Genomic DNA, 18,886 nt, shown 5'->3' with positions numbered 1-18,886 from the left:
ACGGCGACCACGGCGACCACGACCACCCCGGTCGGCGCGATCCCCGCGCAGCCCGGGCCCGGGGATGTCACGGACGCGGGGACGCAAGGAGAGCGCATGGATGCCACAGCCTCAGGTGAGCCGGGGCGGTCGGAGGTCATAGCCGGCGCCGGTCCGGTCGTCCGGCTGGGCGAGCGGGCCACCGTACGCCTGCGCGAGAACGCGCCCGAGGAGCCCGCCCGGTACGCCCCCGAGTGGCTGGAACTGCGGGAGAGCGCGGACGCGGCCGCCCGGTCGAACGACCTGCTGGACCCGCTGCGGATCCGGCTGGCCAACCTGCCCGGCAGGGCGGGCGGTCTGGTCGTGCACGACCTCGGCTGCGGCACCGGGTCCATGGGCCGCTGGCTTGCGCCCCGGCTGGACGGCGCCCAGCACTGGATCCTGCACGACCGTGACCCCTACCTCCTGCACTTCGCCGCCGTCGCCTCGCCCCGGGTGGCCGCCGACGGCAGCCGGGTCACGGTGGAGACCCGCCGGGGTGACGTCGCGCGGCTCAACCCCGACGCGCTGAAGGGTGCCTCGCTGGTGACCGCCTCCGCGCTGCTCGACGTGCTCACCCTGGAGGAGATCGACACCCTCGCCGAGGCCTGCACCGGCGCCGGCTGCCCCGCGCTGCTCACCCTCTCGGTGGCCGGGCGGGTCGAGTTCGGCACCCCGCACCCGCTGGACGCGGAGCTGACGGAGGCGTTCAACGCCCACCAGCGGCGCGGCGGGATGCTCGGCCCGGACGCGGTCACCGTCGCCTGCGAGGCGTTCGCCGACCGTGGCGCCACCGTGAAGCTGAACCCGAGCCCCTGGCGGCTCGGCCCCGACGAGAAGGCGCTCACCGAGCAGTGGCTGCGCGGCTGGGTCGGCGCGGCCGTGGAGGAGCGCCCCGAACTGGGCGCCCGCGCCGAGGCCTATCTGGCCGAGCGGCTCGCCGCCTGCGCGGCCGGGGACCTTCGGGTGGTCCTGCACCACAGCGACCTGCTGGCGCTGGCCCGGCCGACCGGAGGCCACTCGTGACCACCCCCACCCTGGTCCGCGAGGCGGCACCGGCCGCTCCGGAGGCCGTGGCCCGGCGCCGCACCCTCCGCGCCGTCCGCACCCATCTGGGCACCGTCGCCGGAGCCGCCATCATCGCCGTGCTGCTGTGGCGGCTCGGCACCGGCGTGTTCTTGGACGGACTGCGCCGCATCGACACCCCGACGCTCCTCGTCGGTCTGGCGATCGGCGCGGTCACGACCGTGCTCAGTGCCTGGCGCTGGCAGTTGGTGGCGCGCAGCCTCGGGCTGCGGCTGCCGCTCGGACCCGCCGTCGGCGACTACTACCGCGCGCTGTTCCTCAACGCGGCCCTGCCCGGCGGGGTGCTCGGCGACGTGCACCGGGCGGTCAGGCACGGGCAGAGCGAGGGCGACATCGGGCGGGGGGTCCGCGCGGTCGTGCTGGAACGCGCCGCCGGACAGATCGCGTTGACGGTGTTCGGCGCGGCCGCGCTGCTGATCCTGCCCTCGCCGGTCCGTGAACAGGCCCGCAGCTTCGCCCCGTTGGTGGCGGCCGCGCTGGTGGGCGCCTGCGCGATCGCGGTCGCGGTCCGGATGAACAGGTCCCCGGGCAAGCGCGGCGGCGCCCTGCGCGCGACGCTCGCCGAAGCCCGCCGGGCGCTGTTGTCACGCCGGAACGGGCCCGGTGTCGCGCTGTCCTCCGCGTTGATCCTCGCCGGTCACGTCGTGATGTTCGTGGTGGCCGCGCGGGTCGCCGGCTCGGCCGCCTCGGTGGCCGAGCTGACGCCGATCGCGGTGCTCGCCCTGGTCGCCATGGGCCTGCCGCTGAACGTCGGCGGCTGGGGTCCCCGGGAGGGCGTCACCGCCTGGGCGTTCGCCGCGGCCGGCCTCGGCGCGGACAGCGGGCTCGCCACCGCCGTCGTCTACGGCGTCCTCAGCTTCGTGGCGGCCCTGCCGGGACTGGTGGTCCTGGTCGTCCGCTGGTATGCCGGGATGCGCTACTCCCGTTCGGAGACGAGCAGTTCGAAGACCGCGCCGAAGGACTCGGCGAGGCTCGCCAGGAGTTCCTTCCCCTTTTCCGCCGACCCCAGGGAGGGGCGGCCGATGACACCCGACTCGGTATAGGCGGACATTCCCAGGGTGAGGAGATGGCGACGGTCGTCAGCGGTGAAATCGGCGGACTCGTGACCAGGGCGGACCAATTCGGGATGAGCGTGCAGCAGAATCGAGGTCTCGATTTCTCCCGCGTGCATGTCGGTGAGTGCCGAGGTCTGCACTCCGGCCCGCGAAAGCGCCGTCTCCCAGTCCTCCGCGGCCGGGTAGAGCGCCATCCGCTCGCCCCGCGCGGACGCCTCCTGGACGACGTTGCCCAGCACGTAGTTGCCGCCGTGGCCGTTGACCACGACCAGCGCCCCGACACCCGAGCGGCGCAGCGATTCCGCTATGTCCCTGACCACCGCGTGCAGGGTCACCGCGGAGATGCTGACGGTCCCCGGCCAGGCCGCGTGCTCGTGCGAGCAGGACACCGTCACCGGTGGAAGGAGGTGCACCGGGAAGCTGTCGGCGATCTCCCGGGCCACGGCGCAGGCGACGAGCGTGTCCGTCGCCAGCGGAAGGAAGGGGCCGTGCTGTTCGAAGCTCCCCACGGGAAGGACGGCGACCTGAGTTGAAACGCCCGCGCCTCTGGTCCGTACCTCTTCCGTGGTGTCCGTCGGCAACCAGCCGTATGCCGCCGTAAGCGCGCCCGAACCATTCATCTTTTCAAGGCCTTTCGTCTCCTCTTAGGAATCAGATCATGACAGAGAACATCGGCGTACTCGGCAAGAAGTCCCCACGGCGTTCGGGCGTGGAACGCGTCGTCAATGCACCGCTGCCCACCGTCTACGGGAAATTCCAGGCGATCGGCTACCTGGACCACGACCGCGGTGACGAGCAAGTGGCCCTGGTCTACGGGGACATCGGCAGCGAGCGGGTGCTGACCCGGCTGCACTCGGAGTGCCTCACCGGTGACGCCTTCGGCTCCCAGCACTGCGAGTGCGGCGACCAGCTGTCCGCCGCCCTGCGCGCGGTCGTCGCCGAAGGCAGCGGCATCGTCGTCTACCTGCGCGGTCACGAGGGCCGTGGCATCGGACTGCTCGGCAAGCTGCGTGCCATGGCGCTCCAGGCGGAGGGCCTCGACACGGTCGAGGCCAACCTCGCGCTCGGCCTTCCCGTCGACGCCCGCGACTACGGTGTCGCCGCCGGGATCCTGCGCGACCTCGGGGTGGCCTCGGTCCGCCTGATGTCCAACAACCCGCGCAAGCGCGAGTCGCTGGTGCGGCACGGCATCGAGGTCGCCGAGACGGTTCCGCTGCTCATAGAGCCGTGCGAGAACAACATCACCTACCTGCGGACCAAGCGCGAGCGCCTCGACCACGTGCTGCCCCACCTGGACGCGGTCGCCCACTGGTCCTGAGGGTGCCGGACGGCCTCCCGGGAAGGGACCGGAGGAGAGCGACGGTGCGCGCCCGGATCCCCGCCGAGCTCGACGCCCGGACGGGCGCGCGGTCCGGAGCCCCTCGTCCGCCTCGGCGGGGAGACCGGGTGCGGCATCGGGCCGGGCCGCGCCCCCTCGGGGACGTCCGCCCGCTCGGCGCCGACCGGTTCGCGGCCGGCGCGGCCCGCCCGGAGACCGGCCCCGGGTGAGCGGCCCGGGTGAGTGGACCCGGGTGAGCGGGCCCCGGTCCGGGACTCAGTCCAGGATCGTCTCGTGGACCAGCCGGCGCAGCTCCGGGAGGACCCTCAGGGACTTCGGCCGCAGCTGGGTGTGGAACTGCACGGTCAGGTCGTGCGTGGGGTCGACCCAGAAGGCGGTGGTGGCCGCGCCGGTCCAGCCGTAGGTGCCCATGCCGCTGGGCGACAGGGTGCGGGCGGGGTCGATCACCACCGAGACGCCGAGGCCGAAGCCGAGGCCGTCGTTGCCGGGCTCCTGGTGGGGCGGGGCCCCGAAGGCGCGCAGATCCGTGCCGCCGGGCAGCTGGTTGGCGGACAGCAGCCCCACCGAGGCGGGGGAGAGCAGGCGTACGCCGTCCAGTTCGCCGCCCCGGCGCAGCATCTCCGCGAACCGGTGGTAGTCGTACGCCGTCGCCGCGAGGCCGCCGCTGCCGGACAGCAGCCGGGGCCGGCCGCGCAACGGCAGTCCGGGGATCGCCTCGATGCCGCCGTCCTCGGTCTCGCCGTACAACTCCGAAAGCCGGTCCGCCTGTTCGGGCACGATGTGCAGACCCGCGTCCGGCATGCCGAGCGGGCCGAAGATCCGGTCGGCGAAGAACTCGTCGAGCCGCTGTCCGGAGACCACCTCGATGACCCGGCTGAGCACGTTGAAGCCGACGGAGTAGTTCCACTGCGTGCCCGGCTCGAACTGGAGGGGCATCCGCGCGTACACCTCCATCGTCTCGGCCAGGTCCGCGCCCGCCGGTACCGAGAACTCCAGCCCGGCCTCCCGGTAGCGGGCGTCCACCGGGTGCGAGTGGTAGAACGCGAAGGTCAGCCCGGCGGTGTGGGTGAGCAGGTGCCGGATCAGGATCGGACCGTCGGCCGGCCGGGTCACCATGTCCGCGCCCGAACCGCTCACGTACACCCGGGGCTCGGCGAACTCCGGCAGCAGGCGGCCGACCGGATCGTCCAGCGACAGCAGCCCGTCCTCGACCAGCAGCAGGACGGCCACCGCGGTGACCGGCTTGGTCATCGAGTACACCCGCCAGATGGTGTCCGGCTCGACCGGAAGCCCGGCCGCGCGGTCACGGTGGCCCTGCGTGGTGAGGTGGGCGACGCGGCCGCCGCGCGCCACGGCCACCAGGTAACCGGGCAGGCGCCCTTCGTCGACGTAGTGGGCGAAGTGCTGGTCGAGGCGGTCCAGGGCCTTCACGTCCAGCCCGACCTCACTGGGGTCGACTTCCTGTCGCAGCTGTGCCATCGCTCTCCTCCGGTCGTGTCGTCCCGCCGTGCGGTACGACCTCGGGCCTCATCGTCGCGCAGGAGGCGGGGGACCGGCCCGCTCATCCGCGTGTGGTGTGACGGACGCTATAGAAGAGGCGCCGGGTGCGGGGATCGCGACCGCCACGCCGGACGCGGCCGGGAACGCCCGTACGAGCGGCGGTCTCACGGTCCCGGACCCCGACAGGCCGCCCCCGTGTACATGCCCCCGTCTTCCCGTGTCCACTCCGGGTACACCCGGTCCGCCGGGGAATGCGGGCCGGGCCGGGCGGGTTCTCCCCCCATGACCCAGGACGCGCTCGTGAAGCTGCTCGCCGAAGGCCACGACGGGGTGCTGGTCACCCTCAAGAGCGATGGCCGCCCCCAGCTGTCCAATGTCAACCACGCCTACTACCCCGACGAGCGGACCGTGCGCGTCTCGCTCACCGACGACCGCGCCAAGACCCGCAACCTCCGCCGGGACCCGCGCGCCTCCTACCACGTCACCAGCGCCGACCGCCGGGCCTACACGGTCGCCGAGGGCACCGCGGAGCTCTCACCGGTCGCGCGGGACCCGTACGACGAGACCGTCGAGGAGCTCGTCCGCCTCTACCGGGACGTCCGGGGCGAGCACCCGGACTGGGACGACTACCGCGCCGCGATGGTCCGCGACCGCCGACTGGTGCTGCGGCTGCGCGTGGAGCGGGCGTACGGCATCCCACGCGCCTGAGGCGACGGCCTACGACCTCTGGACCAGGGCGATCGGCCGATGGCCGGGCGTGGGATGGCCGCCTAGGCTTCCGGACAGGGAACGGCGGTTCAGGAAGAGGTCACCATGCCCGTCAACGGACGCAGTCATCTCCGCGTGGCCCGGCCCTCCCGGGACCTGGCCGCGGCCGAGCGGTTCTGGGTGCGCGGGCTGGGCCTCGGGGTGGTCTGGCGGGCCGAGGCCGGACCGGAACCCGGCGAGCACGACCTGCTGATGCTCGGCTGGCCGGACGCCGGCTGGCACCTGGAGCTGGTGCGCGACCCCGCCGGGCCGGTGGAACCCCGGCCCACCGAGGAGGACCTGCTGGTGATCTACGTCGACGGCCCGGTGCCGGAGGAGCTGGTGGCCCGCCTGGAGGAGCACGGTGGCAGACGGGTGCCGTCACCCAACCCGTACTGGAACCGCTGGGGCGTCACCGTCGAGGACCCGGACGGATACCGGCTGGTGCTCTGCGAGCGGGGCTGGTCCAACACGTAGTCGCGGACGCTTGCCGCACGCCCGCGCCGCCGCTAGCCTCCGCGCGTGATCAATGGGGCACATGTGGTGATCTACACGCGCGACGCGGACGCGGACCGCGCCTTCCTCCGGGACGTCCTGGGCTGGCCGCACGTCGACGCCGGAGGCGGCTGGCTGGTCTTCGGGCTGCCGCCGGCCGAGGTGGCCTGCCACCCGGCCGACGGCGAACCGTCGCACGAACTGATGCTGATGTGCGACGACCTCGAAGCCACCACCGCCGAACTCGCCGCGAAGGGCGTGGATTTCAGCCGACCCGTCCAGGACGCGGCCTGGGGCCGGGTGACGGGCTTCCGGTTGCCGGGCGGAGGCGAGGTCGCCTTGTACGAGCCGCGCCATCCGCGCGCGTAGCACCGCTCTCCTCCCGCGCCCAGGCCTCCAGTGTGTGGATGAACTCGGCTGCCTTGTCGGGCCAGTTGAAGTGGGTCACCGCTGCCTCCCGGCCGCGCTGGGCCGCGGTGTGCCGCAGGATCGCGTCGCCGCTCAGCCGTCGTATCGCCGCCGCGGCGGCGCGCGGGTCCTCGTACGGGACGACGAGCCCGCAGCCGTGCCGTTCGACCATGTCGGCCGCCAGCGGGGTCGGCGTGGTGACGACGGGCACGCCGTGGGCCATGTACTCGACGACCTTGGTGGGCCGTGAGTGACGGTAGTTGGGCTGGTCGTGCAGGAGGGAGAGGCCGGCCAGCGCGCCCGTGAGCAGTTCCAGCGCGCGGTCGTTGGGCAGGAAGCCGTGCCAGCGCAGCACGCCGTCCCGGTCGGCCGCCGTCAGCGCGTCCCGGACGTCCGGGTCGGCCGCGCCGGCCACCTCCACGCGCAGCCCGGGTCCCAGGTGCCGGGCGGTCTCGATCAGGTCCAGCGCGCCGCGGGCCCGGGACAGGTGGCCGACGTAGACGACGCGTTCGCTGCCCGGTGGCTCGGGAGCCCGCAGGGGCGCCGTCGTGAAGTTGGGCACCACGGGGTGCACGCGGCGGAACCGCTCCTGGTAGGAGTCCTCGGCCAGCAGCAGCCGCAGATGGCGTTCCGCCAGCCGTTCGGCCGCCCGCACCCCGAGGCGCAGCGGCGACCGCAGCACTCGGGGCACCCAGCGCTTCATGGCGAGGGCGGCGGCGGTGTCCTCGTGGACGTCCCAGACGACCACGGGGGCCGCGCCGGACCGCCGCCACCGGCGCAGGGTGCCGGGCAGGGTCAGCAGCAGCTCCGGGTCGTGCAGGAGGATCACGTCCGCCTCGTGACCGCGGTCGGCGAGCAGGGCGCGGGCCGCGCCCACCGCCGCCCGGCGGCTGCGGCCCGCCGCCCGGGGCAGGTCGATGCCCTCGAGGTCCGCGCGCGGCCGTGCCTCGCGCGCCGAGAACGGTGCCGCGTAGACGACGTGGTGGCCCCGGTCCCGCAGGGCGGTGATCTGCCGGTGGAGTATCCGCGCGTCCTCGGGGTGGTGGACGACGGTGACGACGAGTATCCGCATCTGAGCGCCTTTCGACGCCGCCGCCCGGAGCCCTCGGACTCCGGGCGGCGGCTGGGGAGTTGCCGCGGAGGCGGCCTACAGCACCTCGACGCCGGGCCGGAAGATCCGCCCGCGGGTGTCGAAGAGCAGCCGGGCCTCGTCGCCGATGGCCGGCAGGTCGTAGGCGGAGTGGTCCTGGAGCAGGATCGTCAGGTCGTGCGAGCGCACGGCCGCCATGACGTCGGTGACCCGCGGCACGGCCTCGCCGTCCACGAACCAGGCGGGTACGAACGGGTCGTGGAAGGCGACGTCGGCCTCCCGGGCCCGCAGCAGCCGGGCCACCGGCACGGCCGGCGCCTCTCGCCGGTCGGCGACGTCCGGCTTGTAGGTGACGCCGAGCAGCAGCACCCGGGAGCCGTGCAGCGCGCGGCCCTCGTGGTTGAGGAGGTCCTGCGCGCGCCGGACGACGTACTCCGGCATGTGCGCGTTGATCTCCCGCGCCAGTTCGACGAACCGGAACTCGTAGCCGATCGAACGCACCTTGTACGAGAGGTAGTTGGGGTCGATGGGTATGCAGTGGCCGCCCACCCCGGCACTCGGCCGGAAGGCCTGGAAACCGAACGGCTTGGTGCCGGCGCAGCGGATCGCGTCCCATACGTCGACACGCAACTCCTGGCACAGAATGGCCAGTTCGTTGACCAGGGCGATGTTGACGTGCCGGTAGGTGTTCTCCAGGAGCTTGGCCATCTCGGCCTCGCGGGTGCCCTTGGCCTGCACGACGGTGTCCACGACCTTGCCGTAGAAGGCGGCCGCCCGCGCCGAGCACGCCGGGGTGAGGCCGCCCACCACCTTCGGGGTCTCGCGCAGCCCGTGGGTGGTGTTGCCGGGGTCGATCCGCTCGGGTGAGAACGCCAGCGCGAAGTCGTCGCCGGCCCGCAGCCCCGACTCCTCCAGGATCGGCTTCACCACCTCCTCGGTGGTGCCCGGATAGGTCGTCGACTCCAGGACCACGAGCCGCCCGCGGCCCAGCCTGCGGGACACCGCCCGCGCGGCGGAGGTCACCGCGTTCAGGTCGGGACCGCCGTCCTCGCTGAGCGGGGTCGGCACACAGATCACGATCGTCTGCGCACGGGCGAGGCAGGCGTCGTCCGTGTACGCGGTGAAGCCGGCCTGCCGCATGCGGGCGACGTCGTCGTCCGAGACGTCGTCGACATGGGAGTGCCCGGCGTTGAGGCCTTCCACGATCCGTGGGTCGAGGTCGAGCCCCGCCACTCTCAGCCCGACCAGCGACGCCTCCCGCGCGAGCGGAAGTCCGACGTAACCGAGCCCGATGACGGCCAGTTCGTAGCCGTCGGTCCGTTCCTCATCCCCGAGCGATTCGCTCGATTCCCCGAGCGGTACGGCCTTTTCGACCTGCATAGGGACACTCCGCCCTCAACGGCAGACGCCGTGTGGATCCGAAGGGCCCGGACGGTGCGATTCCGGGCGACGGCGGGCCTCAGACACTTCCAAGAGCGCGATACGCCTCTCGGGTCGTGGCAGCGACCCTCTTCCAGGTGCGATCACGCGCCACCAGAGCGCGGGCGGATGCTCCCCATTCATGCCGCCGTTCTCGACTGTAAAGCAATACTTCGAGAGCTTCTGCCCAAGCATGGGGGGATTCGGGCGTGATCAGCTGTCCGTTGACCTCCGGCTGGACAACTTCCCGCAGCGCGGTGAGATCGCTGGCCGCGACCGGCACACCGCTCGCCATCGCCTCGACCGGCTTGAGCGGGGTGACCAGACGGCAGACCCGTTCGTCGGTGCGCGGCACCGCGAAGACGTCGAGAACCGCGTGGTAGGAGCGCACCTGGCGGTGCGGCACGCGCCCGGTGAACAACGCGACGCCGGCGCCGAGCCCCAGCCGTTCGGCGAGTGCCTCCAGCGCCCCGCGCTCGGGTCCGTCACCGACGATCAGCAGCCGCAGCGGTACCCCCCGGCGGCGCAGTTCGGCACCCGCATGGAGCAATGTGCCGATTCCCTCGTGTGGAGTAAGGGTGCTGACGGTGCCCACCACGTAGTCGTCCGCCGCGATGCCGAGCCGGGCGCGCAGCTCCGCCCCGTCCGGCGGCGGGGCGAGGAAGGTGTCGTCCACCGCGTTGGGCACCACCAGGACCCGGTCTTCCGGCACCCCGCGGGACACGATCTCGGCCTTCATCGCCGCTCCGAGCGTCAGCACCAGGTCGGCCTGGCGCATGCAGTACGTCTCCAGGGCGCGCCGCGCACGGTAGGTCCGGTCGTCCGGAGTACGGCCCGCCGCCTGGGTCAGCCAGGTCTCCTCCAGGAAACCGCGCACCTCGTACACCACCGGCAGCCCGTAGGTCTCCCGCAGGGCCAGCGCCACCCGCCCGTTGCCGTGGTCGGTCGCCGCGTGCAGCACCGCGGGCCGCAGCCGCTCCACCAGGCGTCCGGCCAGCTCCGCGTTGCGGGCCAGCACCGGGCCCTGCCCGTACGGCAGGAGCAGCGGCAGCAGCCGGTGCTGCGGCACCCCGTTCACGATCTGCAGCGGACGGGCGTCCAGGACCCCCTGCGCCACCGGGAACCCGACACGTGTCACCACGTGCGGATCCAGCCCGGCCGCCCGCTGGGCCTCGGCGAGGGCCTGGGTGCGCACCGTGTAGCCGGCGTGCTTGAACGGCAGCCCGTTGGTGACCAGATGCAGCACCCGGCCCGGCTCGGGACGCACCGGCCGCCCCGCGGGCGGCCGCACCCGGGCGGCGGACGGCGCCGCGGCCGGACCGGCCGTCCGGGCCCGGCCGGCGAGCCGCCGCTCGACCGGCCGCAGCCCGCGCCGCACCCGTACCGGCAGCAGCCGCACCCCGAGCAGCGCCGCCCGGGCCGGGTCGCCGCGCAACTCGCCCCATGCGACGGATGCGGCCAAGCTGAGTGCACGGGGGATCCAGAGAACACGGCGCGGCACGGGACGGAACAGAAGTCGGGCCATGTCGTCAAGGTAGGCCGACAGAGCGGAGAACGTACGACATGAACGGCCGCGTACTCCATGTCGTAGGGACCAGACCGAACTTCGTGAAGGCCGCGCCCGTCGTCGCCGCCCTGCGCACCACCGGGCACGACCAGGTCCTGGTGCACACGGGCCAGCACTACGACGAACGGATGTCGCACGTCTTCTTCCGGGAGCTGGGCCTGCCCGCCCCGGACACCGATCTCGGCGTCGGCTCCGGCAGCCAGGCCGGGCAGACCGCCGACCTGCTGGTGGCGCTGGAGCGCGAGCTGCTGGCCCGCGCCCCGGCCCTGGTCGTCGTGTACGGCGACGTGAACTCCACCCTCGCCGCCGCGCTGGCCGCCGCCAAGCTCTCCATCCCCGTCGCGCACGTCGAGGCGGGCCTGCGCAGCTTCGACATGACGATGCCGGAGGAGGTCAACCGGCGTCTGGTGGACCAGCTGGCCGAACTGCTCTTCGCGACCAGCCCGGAGGCCGTCGGCCACCTCGCCCGCGAGGGCGCCGACCCGGGCCGGGTGCACCTCGTCGGCAACCCGATGATCGACACCCTGCTCACCCATCTGGACCATTTCGACCCGGCCGCCGCGCGCGCCGCCCACGCGCTGCCCGAACGCTACGGCGTGGTCACCCTGCACCGCCCGGCCAACGTCGACGACCCCGAGGCGGCCGCGGCCGCCGCCCGCGCCCTGACCGAGGCGGCCGGCCAGCTCGACCTGGCCGTGCCCCTGCACCCGCGCGGCCGGGAGGCGCTGCGTGCGGCGGGCCTCGCCGACGCGCCCGGCATCCACCTGCTCGAACCGCTCGGCTACGTCGAGTTCATGGGCCTGGTGCGCGGCGCCGCCGCCGTGATCACCGACTCCGGCGGTGTCCAGGAGGAGACCACCGTGCTGGGCGTCCCCTGTCTGACACTGCGCACCACGACCGAACGCCCGGTCACCGTCACCCACGGCACCAACCGCCTGGTCAGCCACGGCGAACTGGTGCCCGCCCTGCGCAAGGTCCTGGACGGCCGTCCCACCGCCGGCCCCGAGGGCCCACCGCTGTGGGACGGCAAGGCCGGCCCCCGCATCGCCCGCGTGCTCACCGAGTGGCTGGAGCGCCATGACTGACGCCACCCGCACCCGCCCCGACGGTCCCCGCCCCCTCGGGCACACCGTCCGCAGCTACTGGGACACCCGCCACCGCGAGCGCGACGACCTCGCCTCCGGCGGCCACATCGGCCTCGACCGGCCCGGCAACGAGATCTTCTACGCGGTACGCCTCGGCCAGCTCCTCACCCTGATCGGGGACCTGTCCAGCCCGGCCTCCCCGCTGTTCGTGCTCGACGCCGGCTGCGGCAAGGGCCACTTCGCCCGCGCACTGGCCCGCTGCGGCCACCACGTGGACGCCTTCGACGCCAGCGAGGAGGCCATCGCCCAGGCCCGGGCCGAGGGCGGCGGCCCCCGCTACAGCCTCGCCTCCCTCGACGAGTGGCGCAGCCCCTGGCTCTACGACGTGGTGATGGGCGTCGACGTCCTCTTCCACGTCATGGACGACGCGCGGTGGGCGGCCGGACTGCGCAACCTCGCCTCGCTGGTCCGCCTCACCGGCCGGCTGATCGTCACCGACGAGGACACCGACGAATCGGTGGAGCGCGGCGACTACATCGTGCACCGGCCGATCGCCGCCTACCGCGAGGAACTCGAGCCCGTGGGCCTGACCCACTCCCTCTTCCGGCCCTACGGCTTCCGCGAGAACCGGGTCGGCTTCCACGTCTTCACGAGGACCAGCTGATGCGCCTGACGGATCTGCTCCACCCGCACCTGAACGATGTGACCTCGGTCGTGGACGCGACGAGCGGCGGCCTGCGTCTCGACCCCTACCTGCACCTTCCGCCGGGCGTCGACCTGACCCGGCACGAACGGCCGGTCGGCGAGGGGGAGCTGATGCTCCTCTGCCACGGCCCGGACCCCGCCCTGCACGGCGACGAGACGGACTGCCTCACCGCCCTGGAACGGATGCGGCCCGGCGGCCGCGGCCTGATCGTCTTCGGCCATCCCGGCACAGACCTGCCCTACCACCGGCTCCTGGACGCGCTGGTGGCCCACCGCTGCCAGGTGCTGCACGCCGCGGCGCTCGGCTACACGCATCTGCACGCGGGCGCGGTGTTCGCCTGCACCGAGGAACTCCTGCCGCCGCACGACTGGTTCGGGCGCCCCCTGCCGGCCGACGGCTTCGCCACCGCCCTGCGGATCGCCGACGAGTACGTGCTCGCCGACTTCGTCTCCCGCTCCCAGCGGGCCCGGCTGATCGACCTGGAGCGGGCGGCCGAGGAGAGCGCCCGCGCCCTGGAGACCGCCCGCGAGGACGGCCTCGCCGAACGGCTGGCCGCCGCCCTGCGCGACAAGGACCAGCTCTCCTCCGCCCTGCGCGGGGCCCGGGCCAGGAACGGGGTGCTGGAGGCCCGGGTGGCCATGCTGGAGGGCTCGACCTCGCTGCGGGTCGGCAAGGCGCTGGTGTCGGCGGCCCGGTCGCCGAAGCGCGGCGCCACCCGGCTGCCCGGGGAACTGTACGGGCTGTGGCGGCAGCGGAAGGCCAAGGGGCGGCCGGTGCGGGCCGCGAGCGCCGCCCCGGTACCGGAGGCGCCCGGCGACGACCGCTTCCACCTCTCCCACCGCGCCCTGTCCGTGGCACCCCGCGACCGGCTGGTGATCACCGGCGTGCTGACCGACCGCACCGCCGCCGACTTCGCGGCCGACGCCGTGGTCAGCCAGGTGCTGCCGCACGACGGCCGGCTGCTGGTCGAGCGCACCGACCCGGACGTCTTCCTCGTCCAGCTGGGCGCGTGCACCGGCGAGGCCGGTCCCTGGACGCTCACCGGCACCGGCCACGCCCCCGACCTGGACCGGTGCCTCGCCGAACTGATCGGTCAGGCAAGGGGACTGGGCCGGAAGGCGGTGCTGTGGCGGGACGGTCCGGCCTCGTCCGCGCCGGGTCTGTCCAGGCTCCCCTGGGACGCCGTCCTGGACGGCGACACCGGGACGGCGCTGGCCCGGCTGGACCCGGTCACCGACGGCCGCGACCGGCTCCGGGACGTCTTCCAGGCGGACAGCACCCGGGTACGGCTGGGCCGCCTCGCCGCGCTGGCCGGGGCCCCCGACCCGACGGCCGAACGCCGGGTCGCCGTCCTGGCCGCGCCCCGGAACGCCACCGACGTGGCCCGGCTCGTCGCCCAGACGCTCTGCCAGCTGCACCGGCCGGTCGAGGTGGTCGTCGCCGACCCGGCGGGACTCGACCTCGGGGAACTGACCGCCGCCGCGGTCACCGTGCACTCCGGGGCGCCCACCGCGCCCTGGGTCGCCGACTGGACGGACCTGACCGAGGACCGTCCCGACACCCTGCTGCTCGACCTGCTCTGCGCCCAGGAGTTCTCCGGCGCCGACGCGGTGGGCCGCACCCCCGCCTCCGACGACTACGCCTTCGTGCCGACCCTGACACCGCTGCTCGTCCGCCGGGCCCTGCTGGACTCCGGCACCCCGCCGGACAACTGGTCGCGGGCCGGGCACCGCCTGTTCGCCGTGCGTGGAAAGGAACCCTCATGACCCGCACCCTCCGGGCGCTCGTCTACGGCGACGTGGACCTCAACCTCATCGACGGTTCCGCCGTCTGGGCCCAGTCGACGGTGCAGGCGCTGTCCCGCGCGGGCTGCCGGACCCGGCTCGTCCTGAAGGCCCCCGTGGAGACCGGCCGGCTGACCGACCCGCTGGCAGGACTGCCGGGCGTCACCGTGGTCCGCCCGTACGAGGAACATCTCGTCCCGGGCCAGGGCGCGCATCCCCTGTCCCCCTACCAGGCCTCGCAGTTGCTCACCCGGCTCGACGCGGAGGAGCCCTGCGACCTGCTGGTGCTGCGCGGCCGCCGGCTGGTCAAGCAGATCGTCGGCGACGGCCGCTTCGACGGGCGCATCTGGGCCTATCTCACGGACATCCCCCAGTCCCCGGCCGAGATGACCGAGCAGGACCGCGCCGACCTGGCCCGCATCGCCGGCGCGTCCCGGCAACTGCTGTGCCAGACGGAGGAGTTGCGCTGCTTCCTGGAGGCCTGGGTGCCGGAGGCCTGTGGCCGGGCCGTGCTCTGCCCGCCCGCGGTGCCCGACCCCGGCTTCGCCGTGCCGCGCCGCGACGCGCCGCACGATCCCGTACGCCTCGTCTACACCGGCAAGTTCGCGCCCCGCTGGAACACCCTGCCCATGACCCTGCTGCCCGCACGGCTCGCCGAGCGCGGCATCCGGGCCGAACTCCACGCCGTCGGCGACAAGATCCACAAGGATGCCGCCCACCCCGGCTTCGACACCGCCATGGCCGAGGCGCTGCGCACCACCCCCGGGGTGGTCCACCACGGCGGGGTGCCCCGCGAGGAGGCCATGCGGATCGCGGCCGACTGCGACCTCGGCCTCGGCTGGCGCGACTCCTCCCTCGACTCCAGCCTCGAACTCTCCACCAAAGTGCTGGAGTTCGGCTCCCTCGGCCTGCCCGTCGTGCTCAACCGCACCCCCGCCCACGAGGCACTCCTCGGCACCGACTACCCGCTGTTCGTGCCCGGCGACGCCGCCCTCGCGGACGCGGTGGACGCGGTCGCCGCGGGCGTACGCGACGCGGGGGCCAGGCAGCTCGCGGCCGAGCGGTGCGCGGCGGCGGCCCGGCAGTACACGATGGACGCCGCGGCGGCCCGCTGGCGTGCCCACCTCGACGGCGCCTTCCCCGCCGCGCCGGCCGCCGTCGCCTCCCGCGGCCGCCCGCTGCGGATCGGCGTGGCCGGCCACGACCTCAAGTTCCTCACCCGGCTGCTCGACCACTTCCGCGCCCTGCCCGGCTTCGACGTACGTGTCGACGCCTGGCCCGCACTCGCCCAGCACGACCCGGTCGCCAGCCGTGAACTCGCCGACTGGGCCGATGTGGTGGTCGTCGAGTGGTGCGGTCCGGCGGCGGTCTGGTACAGCCGCCACAAGCGGCGCGGCAGCAGGCTGATCGTCCGCCTGCACCGCTTCGAACTCGACGCCGGCTACCCGCAGCAGGTCGACATCGACGCCGTCGACCAAGTGGTCTGCGTCAGCCCCTACTACGCCCGCAGCACCCGGGAGCGCACCGGCTGGCCCGCCTCGAAGATCACCACGATCGGCAACTGGGTCGACGTCGACCAGCTCGACCGGCCGAAGGCGCCCGGCGCCCACCACCGCCTCGGCATGATCGGCATCGCGCCCAGCCGCAAGCGCCTCGACCTCGGGCTCGACGTGCTGGAGGCGCTGCGCGCCCACGACCGGCGCTGGCACCTCTCGGTCAAGTCCAAGCCGCCGTGGGAGTACTGGTGGATCTGGAACAAGCCCGAGGAACGCGCCCACTACGAGGCGATCCTGCGCCGCATGCAGACCTCACCGCTGCTCGAAGGGGCCGTCGTCTTCGACCGGTTCGGCCCGGACGTGCCGAACTGGCTGCGCCGCGTCGGGCATGTCCTGTCCACCAGCGACGACGAGAGCTTCCACCTGGCCCCGGCCGAGGGCATGGCCTCCGGCGCGGTGCCCGCGCTGCTGCCGTGGCCGGGCGCGGACGAGATCTACGACCGGCGCTGGATCCACGACACCCCGGAGGCGATGGCCGACTCGATCGCTCGGCTGGGCGAGCGGGAGGACTGGCGGACGGCCGGGGAGACGGCCCGCGGGCAGGTACGCGAGGGCTTCTCGCTGGACCGGGTGGCCGGGCAGTGGACGGACCTGCTGGTCTCCGGCTGAGCCGGCCTCCGGTCGCGGTCGCGGGGCCGCCCACGGCGCGAGCGCCGTGGGCGGGTACCGGGTACTGGGTGCCGGGGCAAGGGGTGTCAGGCCGCGGACTCCTGCTGGGCGGCGGCCGGTTCGGGCAGCAGGCGGGCGCTGAGCCGGTCCGGGCTCGGCCAGCGGACGTCGTGCGCCCAGCCCAGCTTCTCGAACATCCAGATCAGGCGGGCCGACGGGTCGATCTGACCCGGCAGTACGCCGTGCCGCGCGCCCGTGGGGTCGGCGTGGTGCGAGTTGTGCCAGCTCTCGCCGAAGGACAGCAGCGCGAGCGGCCAGAAGTTGGTGGCCTTGTCCCGGCTGGCGAACGGGCGCCTGCCCGTCACGTGGCAGACCGAGTTCACCGACCAGGTGACGTGGTGCAGCAGCGCCATCCGCATCACACCGGCCCAGAAGAACCCGGTCAGCGCACCCGCCCAGGTCCCGGTGACGAGCCCGCCGACCAGTGCGGGAGCCAGCAGCGAGACGACGGTCAGCGGACCGAACAGCCGGCCGATCAGGCGCAGGTCGGGATCGGCGGCGATGTCGGGCGCGAACCTGGTCCGGTTGCTCAGCTCGCGCTTGAGCATCCACCCGATGTGCGCGTGCAGCAGCCCCTTGAGCAGCGCCCGCGTGTCGGTCCCGAAACGCCAGGGGGAGTGCGGGTCGCCCTCGCGGTCGGAGAAGGCGTGGTGGCGGCGGTGGTTGGCGACCCACTGCACCGGCGAGCCCTCGACCCCCAGCGAGCCCGCGACGGCCAGGGCGATCCGCAGGCCCCGCTTCGCCTTGAACGACCGGTGTGTGAACAGGCGGTGGTAGCCGACCGTGAGGCCGAAACCCGACACCAGGTAGGCGACCGCGGCCATGGTGACGTCCAGCGCGGACAGGCCCCGTCCCCACACCAGCGGCACGGCGACGACCAGGCAGAGCAGCGGGCCGATGACGAAGATCCACATCGCGACGCCGGCCGCGGCGTTCTGCGGGGCGTCCAGGAGCGGCCTGGCCCCTGACGCGGTCTCGGCGTCGCCGTCGGCGACGGTGTGTTCCAAACGATCGGCTTTGCTCGGGTTCATCGGTTCCCCGCCATTGCTCAAGGGTGTCGGACACGGTGCCGGACCGACCGGCGGCCTACGGCACACCATCGCACCGGACGGCATCCCCGCAGGTCACCACTCATGTCCAGGGTGTGAACGGCGCGGGACCAAATCGGCGTCGCCGCACGGCCGGAACGCTTGATCTCAAGTCCGCTCGAGGTTCTAGAGTCGACTGCGCTGACGCCGAGCTACGGGAGGGAACGGCCATGAGGACACTGGTGCTCGGGAGGATGCCCGCGAGGGTGCGGGCCGTGCTGGCGACGCTGCGCGCGGACGGCTTCGAGGCCGAGGGGGTGAGCACCGACGACGAGGCCAGGAGCCTGCTGGCCACCGGGGAGTTCGGGGTGCTGATCATCGGCGGCGGGGTGGGGCCCGAATCCCGGGCCGGGATCAAGGAGTTCGCGGCCGGGCACCGGGTGCGGCGAGTGATCGACGGGGCGCTGTCGGAGCCGTTCGACGTCTACGTGCGGCGGGAGTTCGAGCCGCTCATCCGGGAGGCCGCCGCGGGGTGACGGCCGTGTCCGCCCGGGCACCGGTCCGGGCGGACACGGGGGGTGCCGCCCGCTCCGCGGTGAGGTAGGCGATCACCATGTCGCCGAGCATGGTCCGGTAGTGCCCGCGCCGCGCCGGGTCCACCAGGTCACGGCCGAAGAGGGCGCCGAACGTGGCCCGGTTCGCGACCCGGAAGAAACAGAACGAGCTGATCATCGCGTGCAGGTCCACCGCGTCGACGTCGGACGTGAACAGGCCGGACTCCCGGCCCTGGTGCAGGATCCGGCGGATCACCTCCAGGGCCGGCGAGCCGATCGTGCCGAGTTTGTCCGAGGCCCTGATGCGCCCGGCGCCGTGGATGTTCTCGATGCCGACCAGGCGGACGAAGTCGGGGTGCCGTTCGTGGTGGTCGAAGGTGAGTTCCGCGAGCTTGCGGATCGCCGCGACCGGGTCGAGGTGTTCGACGTCCAGCTGCTGCTCGGCCTCCCGGATCACGCCGTACGCCCGTTCCAGGGCCGCCGTGAACAGTTGCTCCTTGCCACCGAAGTAGTAGTAGATCATCCGCTTGGTGGTGCGGGTGCGGGCCGCGATCTCGTCGACGCGGGCGCCGTCGTAGCCGGCCCGGGCGAACTCCCGCGTGGCCAAGTCGAGGATCTCGGTCCGGGTGCGGGCGGCGTCGCGGACCCGTCCGCCTGTCTGTGCCGGTTCGTCGACGCTCGTCATCGGGTTCCTTCGGGAGTGCGGCTCCGGTGCCGGCGATTCTAGAAGGCGGGCCCGGCCCGGCCGCCGGGTGAGCCCGTGGTGGGGGACGGGGTGAG

At 73.6% G+C, this 18,886-nt stretch carries 16 protein-coding genes and 2 pseudogenes; 11 read left to right on the top strand and 7 right to left on the bottom strand.

Annotated features, from left to right (window positions below; all coding sequences use genetic code 11):
- Nucleotides 1-96 precede the first annotated feature (96 nt).
- Together ACFY3I_RS02050 and ACFY3I_RS02045 are read left to right on the top strand one after the other, a co-directional pair.
- On the top strand, nucleotides 97-1,044 hold the full coding sequence (locus tag ACFY3I_RS02050) for an SAM-dependent methyltransferase (RefSeq protein WP_390858916.1): 948 nt from the start codon (nucleotides 97-99) through the stop codon (nucleotides 1,042-1,044).
- A pseudogene (locus ACFY3I_RS02045) lies at nucleotides 1,041-1,922 on the top strand (YbhN family protein); the annotation flags it as partial. The gene ACFY3I_RS02050 and the pseudogene ACFY3I_RS02045, both read left to right, overlap by 4 nt.
- Nucleotides 1,923-2,020: 98 nt before the next feature.
- On the opposite strand, the gene ACFY3I_RS02040 reads toward ACFY3I_RS02045, so the two are convergent.
- Nucleotides 2,021-2,779, bottom strand: coding sequence for a creatininase family protein (locus ACFY3I_RS02040; protein ID WP_390858915.1), 759 nt, complete (start codon nucleotides 2,777-2,779; stop codon nucleotides 2,021-2,023).
- 38 nt (nucleotides 2,780-2,817) lie between these two features.
- Here ACFY3I_RS02040 and ribA point away from each other — a divergent pair, with 38 nt between their 5' ends.
- On the top strand, nucleotides 2,818-3,477 hold the full coding sequence (ribA, locus tag ACFY3I_RS02035; RefSeq protein ID WP_365288459.1) for a GTP cyclohydrolase II: 660 nt from the start codon (nucleotides 2,818-2,820) through the stop codon (nucleotides 3,475-3,477).
- Between the two features lie 276 nt (nucleotides 3,478-3,753).
- Here the strand turns inward: ribA and ACFY3I_RS02030 are convergent, their stop codons facing one another.
- Nucleotides 3,754-4,977, bottom strand: coding sequence for a serine hydrolase domain-containing protein (locus tag ACFY3I_RS02030; RefSeq protein ID WP_390858914.1), 1,224 nt, complete (start codon nucleotides 4,975-4,977; stop codon nucleotides 3,754-3,756).
- Between the two features lie 303 nt (nucleotides 4,978-5,280).
- Between ACFY3I_RS02030 and ACFY3I_RS02025 the strand changes: the two genes are divergently transcribed.
- The 3 genes from ACFY3I_RS02025 to ACFY3I_RS02015 all read left to right on the top strand — a co-directional run bounded on the left by ACFY3I_RS02025 (nucleotide 5,281) and on the right by ACFY3I_RS02015 (nucleotide 6,609).
- Complete coding sequence (locus ACFY3I_RS02025) at nucleotides 5,281-5,706, top strand: PPOX class F420-dependent oxidoreductase (RefSeq protein WP_390858913.1); 426 nt, start codon at nucleotides 5,281-5,283, stop codon at nucleotides 5,704-5,706.
- A gap of 105 nt (nucleotides 5,707-5,811) precedes the next feature.
- Nucleotides 5,812-6,222 (top strand): VOC family protein, encoded by a 411-nt coding sequence (locus ACFY3I_RS02020; protein ID WP_390858912.1) that lies wholly within the window; start codon nucleotides 5,812-5,814, stop codon nucleotides 6,220-6,222.
- A 45-nt stretch (nucleotides 6,223-6,267) separates the two neighbouring features.
- Nucleotides 6,268-6,609: a VOC family protein gene (locus tag ACFY3I_RS02015; RefSeq protein WP_390858911.1), complete on the top strand. Its 342-nt coding sequence runs from the start codon at nucleotides 6,268-6,270 to the stop codon at nucleotides 6,607-6,609.
- On the opposite strand, the gene ACFY3I_RS02010 is transcribed toward ACFY3I_RS02015, so the two are convergent.
- From ACFY3I_RS02010 to ACFY3I_RS02000, 3 genes are all read right to left on the bottom strand, one after another.
- Nucleotides 6,506-7,720 (bottom strand): glycosyltransferase, encoded by a 1,215-nt coding sequence (locus ACFY3I_RS02010; protein ID WP_390858910.1) that lies wholly within the window; start codon nucleotides 7,718-7,720, stop codon nucleotides 6,506-6,508. The genes ACFY3I_RS02015 and ACFY3I_RS02010 overlap by 104 nt on opposite strands.
- A gap of 75 nt (nucleotides 7,721-7,795) precedes the next feature.
- Nucleotides 7,796-9,118: a nucleotide sugar dehydrogenase gene (locus tag ACFY3I_RS02005; RefSeq protein ID WP_365288471.1), complete on the bottom strand. Its 1,323-nt coding sequence runs from the start codon at nucleotides 9,116-9,118 to the stop codon at nucleotides 7,796-7,798.
- Between the two features lie 79 nt (nucleotides 9,119-9,197).
- Nucleotides 9,198-10,619 (bottom strand): glycosyltransferase family 4 protein, encoded by a 1,422-nt coding sequence (locus ACFY3I_RS02000; protein WP_390858909.1) that lies wholly within the window; start codon nucleotides 10,617-10,619, stop codon nucleotides 9,198-9,200.
- A 101-nt stretch (nucleotides 10,620-10,720) separates the two neighbouring features.
- On the opposite strand from ACFY3I_RS02000, the gene wecB reads away from it, so the two are divergent.
- From wecB to ACFY3I_RS01980, 4 genes are read left to right on the top strand one after another with little or no spacing between them, the layout of a single operon-like run.
- The gene (gene wecB, locus ACFY3I_RS01995) at nucleotides 10,721-11,809 is read left to right on the top strand and encodes a non-hydrolyzing UDP-N-acetylglucosamine 2-epimerase (RefSeq protein ID WP_365288475.1); all 1,089 of its coding nucleotides are present in this window, start codon (nucleotides 10,721-10,723) and stop codon (nucleotides 11,807-11,809) included.
- A complete protein-coding gene (locus ACFY3I_RS01990; RefSeq protein ID WP_390858908.1) occupies nucleotides 11,802-12,473 on the top strand; it encodes a class I SAM-dependent methyltransferase in 672 nt (223 codons plus the stop codon). Before wecB ends, ACFY3I_RS01990 begins: the two co-directional genes overlap by 8 nt.
- A complete protein-coding gene (locus ACFY3I_RS01985) occupies nucleotides 12,473-14,281 on the top strand; it encodes a hypothetical protein (protein ID WP_390858907.1) in 1,809 nt (602 codons plus the stop codon). Before ACFY3I_RS01990 ends, ACFY3I_RS01985 begins: the two co-directional genes overlap by 1 nt.
- A complete protein-coding gene (locus ACFY3I_RS01980; protein ID WP_390858906.1) occupies nucleotides 14,278-16,464 on the top strand; it encodes a glycosyltransferase in 2,187 nt (728 codons plus the stop codon). The genes ACFY3I_RS01985 and ACFY3I_RS01980 overlap by 4 nt, the downstream gene beginning before the upstream one ends.
- A gap of 86 nt (nucleotides 16,465-16,550) precedes the next feature.
- On the opposite strand, the gene ACFY3I_RS01975 is transcribed toward ACFY3I_RS01980, so the two are convergent.
- Nucleotides 16,551-17,555: an acyl-CoA desaturase gene (locus tag ACFY3I_RS01975; protein ID WP_390858905.1), complete on the bottom strand. Its 1,005-nt coding sequence runs from the start codon at nucleotides 17,553-17,555 to the stop codon at nucleotides 16,551-16,553.
- A gap of 227 nt (nucleotides 17,556-17,782) precedes the next feature.
- On the opposite strand from ACFY3I_RS01975, the gene ACFY3I_RS01970 reads away from it, so the two are divergent.
- Nucleotides 17,783-18,088 (top strand): hypothetical protein, encoded by a 306-nt coding sequence (locus tag ACFY3I_RS01970; RefSeq protein ID WP_390858904.1) that lies wholly within the window; start codon nucleotides 17,783-17,785, stop codon nucleotides 18,086-18,088.
- Between the two features lie 43 nt (nucleotides 18,089-18,131).
- Here ACFY3I_RS01970 and ACFY3I_RS01965 read toward each other — a convergent pair.
- Nucleotides 18,132-18,791: pseudogene (locus ACFY3I_RS01965) on the bottom strand (TetR/AcrR family transcriptional regulator); the annotation flags it as partial.
- Between the last annotated feature and the right edge of the window lie 95 nt (nucleotides 18,792-18,886).

This window comes from Streptomyces sp. NPDC001068, from assembly GCF_042897315.1.
GTDB lineage: Bacteria > Actinomycetota > Actinomycetes > Streptomycetales > Streptomycetaceae > Streptomyces.
The sequence above is the reverse complement of the archived record's forward strand: the minus strand, read 5'-3'. Positions and strand labels throughout refer to the sequence as shown.

What these genes read in the sequence shown, in the direction of transcription:
- ACFY3I_RS02050 (WP_390858916.1), top strand. Translation starts at nt 97, where the DNA reads ATGGATGCCACAGCCTCAGGTGAGCCGGGGCGGTCGGAGGTCATAGCC.
- ACFY3I_RS02040 (WP_390858915.1), bottom strand. Translation starts at nt 2,779, where the DNA reads ATGAATGGTTCGGGCGCGCTTACGGCGGCATACGGCTGGTTGCCGACG.
- ribA (WP_365288459.1), top strand. Translation starts at nt 2,818, where the DNA reads ATGACAGAGAACATCGGCGTACTCGGCAAGAAGTCCCCACGGCGTTCG.
- ACFY3I_RS02030 (WP_390858914.1), bottom strand. Translation starts at nt 4,977, where the DNA reads ATGGCACAGCTGCGACAGGAAGTCGACCCCAGTGAGGTCGGGCTGGAC.
- ACFY3I_RS02025 (WP_390858913.1), top strand. Translation starts at nt 5,281, where the DNA reads ATGACCCAGGACGCGCTCGTGAAGCTGCTCGCCGAAGGCCACGACGGG.
- ACFY3I_RS02020 (WP_390858912.1), top strand. Translation starts at nt 5,812, where the DNA reads ATGCCCGTCAACGGACGCAGTCATCTCCGCGTGGCCCGGCCCTCCCGG.
- ACFY3I_RS02010 (WP_390858910.1), bottom strand. Translation starts at nt 7,720, where the DNA reads ATGCGGATACTCGTCGTCACCGTCGTCCACCACCCCGAGGACGCGCGG.
- ACFY3I_RS02005 (WP_365288471.1), bottom strand. Translation starts at nt 9,118, where the DNA reads ATGCAGGTCGAAAAGGCCGTACCGCTCGGGGAATCGAGCGAATCGCTC.
- wecB (WP_365288475.1), top strand. Translation starts at nt 10,721, where the DNA reads ATGAACGGCCGCGTACTCCATGTCGTAGGGACCAGACCGAACTTCGTG.
- ACFY3I_RS01990 (WP_390858908.1), top strand. Translation starts at nt 11,802, where the DNA reads ATGACTGACGCCACCCGCACCCGCCCCGACGGTCCCCGCCCCCTCGGG.
- ACFY3I_RS01985 (WP_390858907.1), top strand. Translation starts at nt 12,473, where the DNA reads ATGCGCCTGACGGATCTGCTCCACCCGCACCTGAACGATGTGACCTCG.
- ACFY3I_RS01980 (WP_390858906.1), top strand. Translation starts at nt 14,278, where the DNA reads ATGACCCGCACCCTCCGGGCGCTCGTCTACGGCGACGTGGACCTCAAC.
- ACFY3I_RS01975 (WP_390858905.1), bottom strand. Translation starts at nt 17,555, where the DNA reads ATGAACCCGAGCAAAGCCGATCGTTTGGAACACACCGTCGCCGACGGC.
- ACFY3I_RS01970 (WP_390858904.1), top strand. Translation starts at nt 17,783, where the DNA reads ATGAGGACACTGGTGCTCGGGAGGATGCCCGCGAGGGTGCGGGCCGTG.